Origin of the sequence: Streptomyces dioscori (assembly GCF_003024195.1) — a bacterium.
Taxonomy (GTDB): domain Bacteria; phylum Actinomycetota; class Actinomycetes; order Streptomycetales; family Streptomycetaceae; genus Streptomyces; species Streptomyces dioscori.
This window is the reverse complement of the sequence record NZ_KZ679038.1, coordinates 539,373-551,198: the sequence shown is the minus strand read 5'-3', so window position 1 is coordinate 551,198 and position 11,826 is coordinate 539,373. Positions and strand designations below refer to the sequence as shown.

Sequence of the window (11,826 nt, the reverse complement as noted above, 5' to 3'; positions counted from 1 at the left end):
AGACTTCAGAAGGGAACGGCCCGTGGCTCGACTCCCGGGTACCGACGGAGCCGGTGACATCGCGGACCGCATCCGCGAGCGGCGCGGCGGCACACTGCGCCCCCTCGACCGGATGCTGCTGCACAGTCCGCAGGTGGCGGACGGCTGGAACAGCCTGCTGGGCGCCGTCCGGCAGCGTATGACTCTGCCCGCCGACATCCGTGAACTCGTCATTCTGCGCATCGCCGTGCTCAACCGGGCCCTCTACGAATGGGTCGCCCACGAAGCCGACGCGCGCGCCGCCGGACTCGACGGCCGGCACCTCGACGCACTCCGCACCGAGGATGCCGCCACCCATCCCGACCTCGACGAACGACAGCGCAGGGTCGTCGCCTACACCGATGCCATGACCCGCGACGTCCACGTCCCCGCCCACGTCTTCGACGTCCTGCGCCCGCACTTCGGACCGGCCGAACTGGTCGAACTGACCGTCACGGCAGCCGCGTACAGCATGGTGTCGCGCTTTCTGGTCGCGCTGGAGGTGGAACCGCCGACGGGCACCGGAGGATGACCGCCACCAACTCCCCTTCTTTCACACCCCCTTCCCCAAGTCGTTCTGTTCCGTACGTCGTCATCAGGAGGACAACGTGACCGCTCCCCGTTCCGGGCCCACGGCAGAGCCCGGTACCGGTCGTACCGGTCGGCTGCACGGCAAGGTCGCCCTCGTCACCGGCGCAGGTGCCGGTATCGGCCAGGGATGCGCGCTGCTCTTCGCCGAGCAGGGCGCCACCGTGGTCGGCTGCGACGTGGACCCGGCCGCCGCCGAACGCACCCGCAAACTCGCCGCCGACCGCGGTCTCCCCGTCGAGGTGCTCGCCCCCCTGGACATGACCGACCCGGCCGACGCACGGCGGTTCGCCGACGAGGCGTTCGCGCTGCACGGCCGGGTGGACGCGCTGGTCACCGCTGGTGCCATCGCCCCGCACATGGCCACCGCGGCCGACATGGACTTCGGCACCCAGTGGACGCCGACCGTGCGGGGCGAGGTCGATGTCGTCTTCCTTCCCGTGCAGGCCGCCTGGCCGCACCTGGAGGCTTCCGGCGGCGGGTCGATCGTCAACTTCGCCTCGGTCAACGCCTTCCGGGGCAGCGGCACCTTCGGAATGGTCGCCCACTGCGCGGGCAAGGCGGCCGTGCTCGGGCTGACCCGTCAACTCGCGGTGGAGGGTGGGCCCTTGGGCATCCGGGCCAACACCATCTCGCCGGGCATGGTCCGCACCCCCGCCACCGAGTCGGCGGGCGCGCACGAGGGCGCGGCCCGGGAAGCACTGCTGGCCCGCATCCCGCTGGGCCGGGTGGGCAGGCCCGAGGACATCGCCTGGTGCGCCGTCTATCTGCTGTCCGACGAGTCGACCTGGGTGACGGGCGGGAACTTCCCCGTGGACGGCGGAGTGCTCGCCACATAGGTGTGGTGGGCCCGCCGAATAGGTGCGGGGCGAGCCGGCGGGTGTCAGTCGGCCGAGCGGCGTTTGCGGGCGGCCTTGCCGCTGCCCGGGGTGTCCTGCTCGATCTGCTCCTCCACGGCCCGCAGGGCCCGCACGGTCGCACCGGCGATCAGCGCCGAGGCGAGTTCCCCGTCCCGTTCCTCGCAGGCCTGGATGAGCCGTTCCTGGTCGTCCACGCTGTAGGCCAGCCGACCCGGGCGGGTCAGGCTCAGGTGCCGCAGCATCAGCGTCCGCAGGGCGAGCGAGTCGAGGATCTGCTTGAGGGTGGTGTTGCCCACGATCTCCGTCATCCGCTCCTGGAGCAGCACATGACTCCAGAAGTACGCGTCCACGTCGGCGGCGTCGGCGAGTTCACGCATCGCTTCCACGCGGGTGCGCAGCTCGGTCAGCTCGGCGTCGGTGGCCCGCTGGACCAGCAGGCCCGCCAGCATCGACAGCAGCTGGCGGCGTACCTGATAGATGTCCTTGATGTCCGTGAGGGAGGGAGCGGCGACCCGGGGGCGGCGCCGGGCCTTCATCTCGACCAGGCCCTCCTGTTCGAGCAGCATCAGGGCCTCGCGCACCGGGGTGCGGCTGGTGTCGAACCGGCGGGACAGCTCGACGCTGTTGAGGTCCTGACCCGGCTGCAGCCGGCCCTCGATGATGCCGGCGCCGACCCACTCGGCGATCTGCGCCACCAGCGGTTCCCGTCGGTCCCGTAGTCGCAGCAGCCGCTCCAGCACCAGGTGCGTGTCCTGATCCGACATGCGCCGTGTCCCCCTGTTCCGGGTCTGTTTCGGGTTGAGAGATCTTCAAAGGTGGCTCAACGGTGTCGACACTACCGCATGCGGGGATCACTCCCGGCGGAGATCAGGTACCCCCTGTCGACACCTGTGAGGAAGCGCTAAGGGAATACATGGGAGGAAAGCAGTGGAAGAAGACAACAAAGCTTCATCGTCCGTCTCGGGTCTCAGCAGACGCGCCGTGGTCGGCGGCGTCACCCTCGCCGCGCTGACGACGACCGGCGCGATGGCGACAACCGCCCGTGCCGCCACCGGTAAGGCGCCGGGTATCTGGAGCTGACCGAGGGGCTCCAGCCGGACCCGTTCGGGGAGCTACCCGTGGCCGTCAAGGAACTCGGGCCCTCCTGTCGGGGTGGTGACCTGGACGGAGTGGCGGCCTGGCTGGCCGTCAACGCCCGCGCCCGGACCGCCGACGCCTTCGCGCAGTCCCTCGCGCACACCATCAGCCCGCCGCCTGGAACCGCCTCCTGGTCACGTTCCTGAGGAAACACGCCCTTGGGAAGCACGGCCGACGCCGACAGGAGCGGTACGGCGAACTCCGGCCCCCGGGATGTACTGCCACCCCGGGGGCCGGTTCACGTCCGGCTCACGCCACCGTCAGCGTGAGCGCCCCCGTGTAGGAGTGGCCCGCCTCGATGGCGGTCGGTGTGCCGTCGACCGTGAGCGTGACGGCCTTGCCCCGCGGGGCCCTGACGGTCGCGTCGGCGGCCAGGGTCAGCGCGCTCAGGTGGGAGGTGCCGGTCACCGTCCAGCTGGAGCCGCTGCCCAGAGTCACCACGACACCGTTGTTGACGACCGGGGACACGGTGTTGGTGACCTCGCTGATCTCCCGGTACTCGGCGATGGTGAGGGTGGGCACCCGGTGCTGGGTGGTGGTGGCGGAGATGACGCCCTTGAGGGTGGTACGGGTGAAGTCCAGGACCAGGTTCTGTCCTTGGAGGCCCGCGTTGCCGCCGCCCCTGACGGCGTTGTAGAAGTCACCGCTGAGCTTGATGTCGGTGAAGGATGCGGTCGCGTCGGTGGCCTGGGCGCTGGTGGTGACCCACGTCGTCGACTTGACGGGGGAGCCGGTGGGCTCCGTGTAGGTGCCGGTCATCTCGGTCTTCCAGGGCTTGTCCGTGACCGGGACACTGCTGGGCCGGTCGGTGTCCATCAGCTGGAAGATGACGCCGTTGCCCGGCTTGAGGGTGGCACCCTCGGAGCCGTCGACGGTGACGTCGGCCGCGACCGCCTTGCACATGAAAGTGGTCCTGCCGGTCCGCACCTGGGTGCCCCCGTCGACGGTGACCGAGCCGGCTCACCGTGGTGGTCCCGGTGAGTTCCAGGGTCTCCCCGGAGCCGACGACGAGGGTCTTGCCGGCCTTCGTGGAGTGTCCCGCGGTGTGCTTCGTGGAACGGGCCGAGGCCGGGGTGGTCAGCGCGGGGGTGACCGCGAGTCCGGCGATCGCCACGAGGAGAGCGCGGGGGCGGGCCCGGTAGGTGACGTCCTGGTCAAGTACGGACGCTCCGGCCGTCCGGTCCGCACCTGGGCTGCTTCTGCGTACCACTGTGAACTCCCTTGTCTTCCAGTGCATTCGGGCGTGGCCGACCGGCACCGGCGCGGCGAACGGCGAAGGTGACGGTCGGCGGGCGAACCCATGGAGAAGGCCTGCAGGCGAGGTTCGACTGCACGGTACTGTCGACACTTCAGGGCCTACAAGGGGTGTGACGCAGATACACAGCTAGTTTCTGGCGACACTAGAAAGCGCAGTGGAGCCGAGTGCTCCGATGGGATCTCTGATGGGATCTCCGATGGGATCAGGGAGTGCCCAGGTACTTGGTGGCCTCGACCTCGTTCAGATGAATCAGGATGTCGTGCGCCTTGCCGAGGCCGATCCTGTACGTCATCGGGTCGGGCCAGCCCGCGCCGATGTTGTAGGTGACACGCGGCTTCGCCAGCCAGGCGCGGGCGGCGTTCGGCGCCGTGCGCATGTCGAGGATGTAGTCCTCCTGGCGGACCTTGTCCAGGGTGTCCTCGTTGGAGCCCGCCGCGGCCGCCCCCACCCGGTAGGTCCGCATCACGTTGTCCTCGGCGCCGAACGCCGCGAACGCGCCCTGGTGGAAGCTGAAGCCGATACTGACGTAGTCCTTGCCCAACGCGTCGTGCAGGAAGGCCCCTTGGGTCTTGGGATACCGCTCGTCGAACGAGTCGTAGGACACATGGGTGTTGTGCGCCGACAGCAGGATCTTGTCGCCGGTGTGCTTGCGCCACCACGCCACGTTCTCGGCCATCACCTCGTCGCGCATCCTCATCATCTTCGTGACTTCGGCGTCGTCGGTGATGTCGAGTGAGTACCCCTTGGCCATCTGGTGGATGGCCCGGGCGTGCTGAACGGCCCACACGTGCGTCTGCCGGTCGCCGCGCGCCGGCTTCTGGTCCCGCAGCAGCTCGTACACCTGCCGGGTCCGTTCGGACCGCTCCGCGCGCTCGGCGAGCGGCAGTTGGAGGTACTGCTCGCTGTAGGTGCCGGCGTCGGTGGTCGGAGCCAGCCCGCGATACAGCTCCGTGACACGCTCCAGCAGCCGCGGGTGTTCGCGGGCCACCTGGTCCGTCACCCGCTCGTACGACTCCGGCCCCGCGTAGCCCATGTCGTTGCCCATGAACTGCACCGGGTCCTTCGGGTGGCTGCGGTTGTAGTCGCGCATCCACTCGATGAGGTCGATGTAGTCCTGGTTGTTCCAGATCCGGTACGCGCCCTGGAACTCCTCGCGCGCAATGTCCTTCAACTCGCCCTTGCCGTAGAGCACATACTCGTTGACCCGTACGCCGCTGCTCCAGGCGAGCTCCAGGGAGAAGGTCCGGAAACCCTTCTTCTCGACCAGGTGGCGGAAGACCCGGTGCTTCATGTGGAAGAACTCCTGCGAACCGTGGGTGGCTTCACCCAGGCCCACCACATCGGCGTCCCCGACCATGCGGCCCAGCGCGTCGAGGTCCCGCAGGCTCCCCTCGGGATTCGTGCTCCTCAAGGTGCGGGCACTGCGCTCGATGGCGGCCACCACACTCTCCAGGCTCTGCCCCGAGGCCGCGGTCCGGGATGCGGTGGTGGTCGTCGCCGCGACCGGAGCCGGGTCCGGTGAGCCCTTCACCGCGTCCGCGAGGGCGGGAGTGGCGACCGCCATGGCGCCGAGGGAGAGGAGGACCGAGGGAATGATTACTGCCTTGCTTCGCGTCATGCCCTTAGATTCCCGCGCGGGCAGGGGGCGTCACGAACCCATGTGCTGCCCACTGCGAGGTACCGCAGGCACTACCGCCGACCCCCGGCAGACCCCACGTACGAGAGCCGGGCCCGGTGTCCACCGGGCCCGGCTCAGGTCGGTTCACCTTCTGTCACCTCAGGTGAGCGGCTCCAGCGTGATGTTGCGGAACCGGACCTTGTTCCCGTGGTCCTGCAGCCGGATCGGCCCCGTCGACGGCGTCTCGGCCCGACCGGAGGCGGTGGGGCTGTCGAGGGTGATGTCGTCGTGCACCTTCTGGCCGTTCCACACGACGGTCAGCCGGGCGTCCGCGGTCTTCTTGCCGCTGTCGTCGTAGCGGGCGGCGCGGAAGACGATGTCGTACGTCTGCCAGGTCTCGGGCGCCTTGGCCGCGTTGACGTCGGGCGCCTTCTTCAGATAGATGGCTCCCGCCTCGTTGGTGTCCAGTGTGGTGTCACCGTAGGAGTCGAGGATCTGCAGCTCGTAGCGGTCCTGGATGAAGATCCCGCTGTTCCCGCGGTTCTGCCCGGTGACGTCGTCGGGCAGCAGCGGGACCCGGAACTCGGCGTGCAGCTTGAAGTCCTGGTACGCGTCGATGGTCCTGATGTCACCGCAGCACACCTCCATGGACTTCTCGTCGGCGAGCGGCCACTCAAGGCGCCGTCCGTCCGTGTGCTGCCACTGCGACTGGGAAGCCGCGGTCCCGTCGAAGAGCACGGGGGACGCACCCTGGGGGCGGACGGTGATCAGGTCGAGGTTGACATGGCCGGTGTCCCCGGCGTCGTAGCGGTAGGAGAGGGTGTTGTTCCCCTTGCGCAGTGCCACCTTCTCGGTCTGCGTGGACCAGGTGTCCCAGTTGCTGGTGGAGGCGAGCTTCACCTGCCGCAGCTTCTTCCCGTTGGCGTACAGGGAGAGCGACTTGGTCCCCTCGAACGGGTTCGGGCCGTTGGAGTAGCGCAGGTTGACGTCGTACGTGCCCGACTTCTTGACCTGTACGTCGAAGGTCGTGCCGACCTTGCCCTCCGTGTTGTACCGCGCGACGAATCCGCTGCCGGAGTAGCCGGTGTGGTCCGTGGCGATGCCGGCCACGCCTGTGAGCCGGGCCTCCTCGGCCTCGTACAGGGTGGCGGCCGGCGGCTGCTTGCCGGGCACGGCGTTGAGCGTGTACCAGGCCTCGGTGTTCCACAGCGACTCACCGGACTCGGAGGTGAAGGGGCGCGGGGAGCGCAGGTGCACGACCCGGCCGGGCTTCAGGTTGTCGAGCCGCAGCTTCACGGTGCGTTTGTCCTTCGACAGCTCGGCCGACCGCACGGGCAGTACTTCTTCGCCGATCTTCGGGCCGCCGTAGTCGCTGGTCGGGGTGTACCGCCACTGCTCGGCCTTGTAGTGCTTGGCCAGCTCCTCGGCCGTCTTCGCCGACACCGGCTGGGTGTAGGTCAGGTCGAAGCCGCCGGGTACGGCACGCATCGTCTTGACGTCGAAGGTGTTGCCGCCGTTGGGCGTGAGCTTCTGCAGACCGAACTTGAGCTTGCCCTCCTGGCCCCAGTTGCCGTCGGCGCCCAGGCCGCCGGCGTAGATCGAGCCGTCGGGACCGTAGCTGAGGCGGTTCACACCCGCTTCGAGGCCCTGCGTGTAGCGGAACACGGCGCCCTGGTACTGGCCCTTCACCTTCTCCAGGTACGCGCGCTGCAGACCGCCGTAGGTCACGTCACCGATCAGCATCTGGCCCTTGAACTGGCCCTTCTTCACATACAGCGGTGTGGAGGGCGAGTTGGCGATCTCGTTCTGCGGCAGCCACAGCACCGGCGCGGTCGGAGTGGCCGCGTCGAAGGCACCGGACGGCTCGGTGTAGTGGTTGAAGAAGCGGCCCTGCTTGACGTGCACGAGCTTCGACGAGGGCAGCCAGCCGCCCTGGTTGTCCGTCGCGAAGATCTCGCCCTCCGGACCCCAGCCGATCCCGTTCGGCGTCCGCAGTCCGCCCGCGATCGGACTGATCTTCCCGGTCTTCTTGCTGACCTTGTACGTGGTCCCGCGGCCCGGCGCCGGCTGCGGGACGGTGGTCGCGCCGCCCAGGTTGATGGAGACGGACAGGTTCACGTAGAAGTGGCCGTCGCGGTAGAGGAGTCCGAAGGCGAACTCGTGGAAGTTCTTGCCGTACGGCCAGGTCGCGACGGTGCGGTACTCGTCGGCCACGTCGTCGCGGTTCTTGTCGACGAGACGGGTCAGTTCGTGTTTCTGCGAGACGTACAGCGAGCCGTCCACGTACTTGATGCCCATGGGCTCCCGCAGCCCGCTCGCCACCTTCTTGACGGTGACCTTGTCCTTGCTGGTCTCGCCGGTCACGTTGTCGAGCAGGTACACCTCTCCGGCAACGTTGTCGGAGCCGCCCCAGGTGCTGATCGCCAGCCGTCCGTCGGGCAGCCAGTCCATCCCGGTGACCTGCGGTTCGAACCCGTCGGGGCGCAGATCGGTGAGGTCCAGGTCGGGGCGTACGTCGGTGAGCGGGAGGCCGTCGCCGGGGGTGTCGCCGCTCGCCTCGCACTCCTTGCGTCCGGGGGCCGTGACCCGTACGACTCCGGCGTCCGTGCTCAGCGCCTCGCGCGGCACGGTCGTGAAGTCGTTCGCGCCCGGCGGCTTCCAGGCCAGCCGCAGCTCCTGCCCGCCGTCCCGCTCGAAGTGGTCGATGCGCAGGGGGTGCGAGCCCGCCGTGAGCTCGACGGAGGCGTCCTTCGGCTCCGCGCCGTGGAGTCCGTCGTGGTCGATGACGGTGGCGCCGTCGATGCTCAGCCGGGACCCGTCGTCGCTGGTGAGACGCAGACCGTAGGTGCCGTCGCTCGGCACGACCAGATAGCCGGTCACCTCCGACACGAACCGGTCGGAGAAACCGCCGAAGTCATCGGTCGTCGACCAGTCCACCGTCGACTTGAGCGCGTCGTGGTTGGGGGTCTGGCCGGGCTTGAGGGTGCACAGCTTGCTCAGCGGCGTCTGCACGTCGAACACGCGCAGGGTGACCCCGGGTTCCTGGGGCGGGACGGCCGCGGCGGCGCCCGTGGCGGCCGAGGAGCCGGGTGCGGCGAGGAGGCCGCCGGTCAGAACGGCCCCGGTCAGTAGGGAGGTGAGAAGTCTTCGGGCACGCAGGAACTGATGGTGGGACAACGGTCCTCCATGAAGCGGGACCGGACCGTGCCGGATTGCGTTCCGGTCTTTCTGACGTGGCTGCGGTGCGCCGCCAACCTACGGGGCTTTGGCTTGGCATGTCCATACTTTGTACTGTGAGTGTTCAAAGTCCTGCCGGCCGAACGAACCGTGGGGGCACCGCCGTTGAGCGGTGCCCCCACGGATCCGATCACCGAGGCGCTGTTCCGGGTCCGGCGGACATCAGGAGGTGCAGACCGGCACGTCGGGCAGCTTGTTGTCCGGAGCGCTGACATAGATGTTGGTCATGTAGCCGCCGTACTGGGGCAGGTACGCCCACCAGTTGTTGGTGTATGGCGGTACGGAGACGGTCTCGCCCTGCTTCTGGCAGCTGATCAGGACCTCCACACCGGCGGGAAGCCGGGTCTTGGAGTCCGACGCGGTGGTCGCCGCCCCGCGGACGGCGACCCGCTCGCCCCAGGTGCCGTACCACTTCCCGGCCGGCCTGGTGGCGCCGGGCACGTCGAGACTGCGGGTCAGCCTGCCGATGTCGGTGTAGGCCTGGCCGTAGGTGGTGCCGAGGGGGTGCAGGGTGAGGACGGCGACGATGGTCCGGTCGCCGCTGCCGACCGTGCCGGTGCTGTGCAGGGCCGGCCGGGACAGGTTTACCGCCGCCGCGGACTTCGTACCCGTGGACTTCGCTCCCGCGGCTTCCCGGCCCGTGGACTGCGGCGCCGACGTCGCGTTCCTCGCGGTGTCGGGGCCGCAGGTGCCGTCCTCGTAATCGCCCGACCAGCCCTGCTTCACGGCCCAGGGCCGGTCGAAGGAGCCGGCGATGCCGAAGTGCTGGTCGAAGGAGTCCGAGGCGCAGCGCGTCGACTGCCGCAGGTTGGACATGATGAACTCCCGTACGGGCGTGGCGGCCTGTTCCAGGATGTAGCGGTAGATCTTGACCGTGTCCCGGGCCGAGATGGCCGTGTATCCCCAGTAGCCCTCGTATCCTGCGGGCGGACCGGCCACGTCGGTGAGACCGAGGTCGCCCTTCATGCGCCCGATGATCGCCGCGCCGCCGTTGACCTGCCAGTAGTGGGAGGCCGCGTCGTCGTCGCTGCTGCGGAGCATCGGCTCCAGCAGGGCCCGGTCGGCGGCCGGGATCGTGTAGTTCGGACCGCGGTCCCGGAAGAAGTCGAGCACCAGCAGCAGCTTGACGATGGACGCCGAGCGGAACTGCATGCTCGTGTTCAGCTGCTCGGTGAAGGTCCCTGTCTGCCGGTCGTAGACCGCGACACCGGCGGTGACATCGGCCGGGACCTCGATCTGGGCGGCCGCGGCGGACGCCGTGCCCTCGGAGTCGGCCGGCGCGCCACCCGGTGCGGCCGGAGCGGCGGACGCGGTGGTGCCCGCCGTCGCCAGACAGAGCAGCAGGGCGCCCGCCGAGAACAGTGCCCGCCGTGCCGCCCTCGGCCCGCTGCGGACGGCCGCTCCCGGCCCGCTGCGGAGGGATGAGAAGTGCCGCATGATCAGATGCCCCCTGGTGCGTACGGTGACGGAATGACCCGCCGACGCTATGCGGGGGACAGCCGGGACCGCTCCTGACGCATGTCAGGGGCGGCCCCCGGCTCGATGTGTCAGGCCGTGTACTCCTTGAGGTTGGCGAGGACCTCGTCCACGTAGGGCTGCACGGCCTTCGGTACACCACCGGCCTCGATGACGGTCCGGTCACTGGTGCGGTAACCGGCCGCTATCAGCGCGGGCAGGTTCTCCCGCAGGTCGTTCTGCTTGAAGCGCTGGTCGAGCCAGCAGGTGAACACGGACATCGTGCCGATGGCGTCGGCGGGGGACATGTAGTCCTTGTCCCCGTCGCGGTCCCCGTCCACCGCCCAGGCCTTGAACACCGCGGGCGTCCACATGGCGATGCCGTGCTCGCCGGTGGCGGGCCGGGACGCCTTGGGGTCGAAACCGCTCTCGGCCTTGAGCATCGCGGCCAGCAACGCCGGAGTGACCTCCTCGTCGGTGCACCGCTTCGCGGCGTCGGTGATGATCCGGCGCAGCGAGACGGGCACGTCGGAGTCGGCGGGGATGGCCCCGGGCAGCGCGGCGTCGGCGAGCGCGGTCGCGGTCGCCGAGGACTTCGACCTCTCCGGGGCGTCCTTGCCGTCGGAGGGTACGAAGGCCACTAACGTGCCGGCGACGGCGGCACAGGCGGTGAGGCCGGCCGTGAGCAGGACCGCCGGACGCCTGTACACGGGCCGGGGGAGGCGTTCCGCGTGCAACGCCCCCACCCGGCGGGACAGTTCATCCGCGTCCAGGGCCGCTCTGGAGGCGTGGTCGGGAGCCAGACACTCCACGATCAGCCTGCGCCACTCCGGTTCGAGGGAGTCGTCCAGGCGGAGCGGAGCCGAACCGTTGGCATAGGCCTGGGCCGCCAGCGAGCGGGCCCGCGCCGTCCCGCCCGGGAACGGATGCATGCCACCCGTCAGCACCTGGTGCGCCAGCACACCGAACGCCCAGATGTCCGCCGTCTTGCGCACGGTCGTGCCGTGGACGCCGGTGCGCTCCGACCACCACTCCGGGGGCACGTGGTCGAGCGACCCCAGCGGCGGTACGTACGCGTGCGTGCCCTCCAGTTCCACGGTGAGCCCGAAGTCCGCGAGCCACACGGCCCGTTCGGGGCCGAGGAGGATGTTCGCGGGCTTGAGGTCCGCGTGGATCCAGCCATGCGTGTGCATGTGCGCCAGTCCGGAGGCCACCCCGCTGAGGATCCGCTCCGCCTCCGGCAGCGGGCGCCCGGTCCCGCCCGCCGCCAGGAGATCCTGGAGGCTGCGTTCCGCACGGTCCATCACCAGCGCCGTCATACCGTCCAGTTCGGGTCGCTCGGGATCCCTCAGGGTCACGACCGCGTGGGTACGTACGAGATGGGGGTGGTCCGCCTCTGTACTGAACTGCGCTTCCTTGCGGGCCAGTTCCTCCATCGACGCACGCTGTCCCGGGGTCAGCAGGTCGGTGCGCAGGAGCTTGATGGCGACGGCCGAGCCGCCCGCGGCACTGTCGGCGACCTTCTCCGCGGCATACACACTGCCCCAGCTGCCCGAGCCGATCAGGCCGGTGATCTCCCAGTCCGAGATCCGGTAGCCGGGCGCGGGGTCGAGCGGGGGAGTGGGGTGCGAGTGGTTCATGCTGGGTGAGCCTTT

10 protein-coding genes are annotated in these 11,826 nt (G+C 69.4%); 4 read left to right on the top strand and 6 right to left on the bottom strand.

From position 1 onward, the window contains the following. Window positions 1-22 precede the first annotated feature (22 nt). Entirely contained in the window at window positions 23-550 is a 528-nt protein-coding gene (locus C6Y14_RS02340; RefSeq protein ID WP_199854598.1) for a carboxymuconolactone decarboxylase family protein, read from the top strand. Between the two features lie 76 nt (window positions 551-626). Beyond that, window positions 627-1,445 carry an SDR family NAD(P)-dependent oxidoreductase gene (locus tag C6Y14_RS02335; RefSeq protein WP_107014713.1) on the top strand — a complete coding sequence of 273 codons (819 nt, stop codon included), beginning with the start codon at window positions 627-629 and terminating at the stop codon, window positions 1,443-1,445. 44 nt (window positions 1,446-1,489) lie between these two features. Here C6Y14_RS02335 and C6Y14_RS02330 read toward each other — a convergent pair whose 3' ends face one another. Continuing rightward, a complete protein-coding gene (locus C6Y14_RS02330) occupies window positions 1,490-2,230 on the bottom strand; it encodes a GntR family transcriptional regulator (RefSeq protein ID WP_107014712.1) in 741 nt (246 codons plus the stop codon). A 163-nt stretch (window positions 2,231-2,393) separates the two neighbouring features. On the opposite strand from C6Y14_RS02330, the gene C6Y14_RS43900 reads away from it, so the two are divergent. Both C6Y14_RS43900 and C6Y14_RS43895 read left to right on the top strand, forming a co-directional pair. Then, window positions 2,394-2,546 (top strand): hypothetical protein, encoded by a 153-nt coding sequence (locus C6Y14_RS43900; RefSeq protein WP_159074150.1) that lies wholly within the window; start codon window positions 2,394-2,396, stop codon window positions 2,544-2,546. A 38-nt stretch (window positions 2,547-2,584) separates the two neighbouring features. After that, window positions 2,585-2,749, top strand: coding sequence for a hypothetical protein (locus tag C6Y14_RS43895; RefSeq protein WP_159074149.1), 165 nt, complete (start codon window positions 2,585-2,587; stop codon window positions 2,747-2,749). 103 nt (window positions 2,750-2,852) lie between these two features. Here the strand turns inward: C6Y14_RS43895 and C6Y14_RS02325 are convergent, their stop codons facing one another. The 5 genes from C6Y14_RS02325 to C6Y14_RS02305 form a co-directional block, all read right to left on the bottom strand. After that, the gene (locus C6Y14_RS02325) at window positions 2,853-3,506 is read right to left on the bottom strand and encodes a hypothetical protein (RefSeq protein WP_199854597.1); all 654 of its coding nucleotides are present in this window, start codon (window positions 3,504-3,506) and stop codon (window positions 2,853-2,855) included. Between the two features lie 557 nt (window positions 3,507-4,063). Beyond that, the gene (locus C6Y14_RS02320) at window positions 4,064-5,479 is read right to left on the bottom strand and encodes an erythromycin esterase family protein (RefSeq protein WP_107014711.1); all 1,416 of its coding nucleotides are present in this window, start codon (window positions 5,477-5,479) and stop codon (window positions 4,064-4,066) included. A 159-nt stretch (window positions 5,480-5,638) separates the two neighbouring features. Beyond that, a complete protein-coding gene (locus C6Y14_RS02315) occupies window positions 5,639-8,656 on the bottom strand; it encodes a family 16 glycoside hydrolase (RefSeq protein WP_107014710.1) in 3,018 nt (1,005 codons plus the stop codon). Window positions 8,657-8,878: 222 nt separating this feature from the next. Beyond that, window positions 8,879-10,153 (bottom strand): serine hydrolase, encoded by a 1,275-nt coding sequence (locus C6Y14_RS02310; protein ID WP_225890844.1) that lies wholly within the window; start codon window positions 10,151-10,153, stop codon window positions 8,879-8,881. Window positions 10,154-10,263: 110 nt separating this feature from the next. After that, on the bottom strand, window positions 10,264-11,811 hold the full coding sequence (locus tag C6Y14_RS02305; protein WP_107014709.1) for a serine/threonine-protein kinase: 1,548 nt from the start codon (window positions 11,809-11,811) through the stop codon (window positions 10,264-10,266). Between the last annotated feature and the right edge of the window lie 15 nt (window positions 11,812-11,826).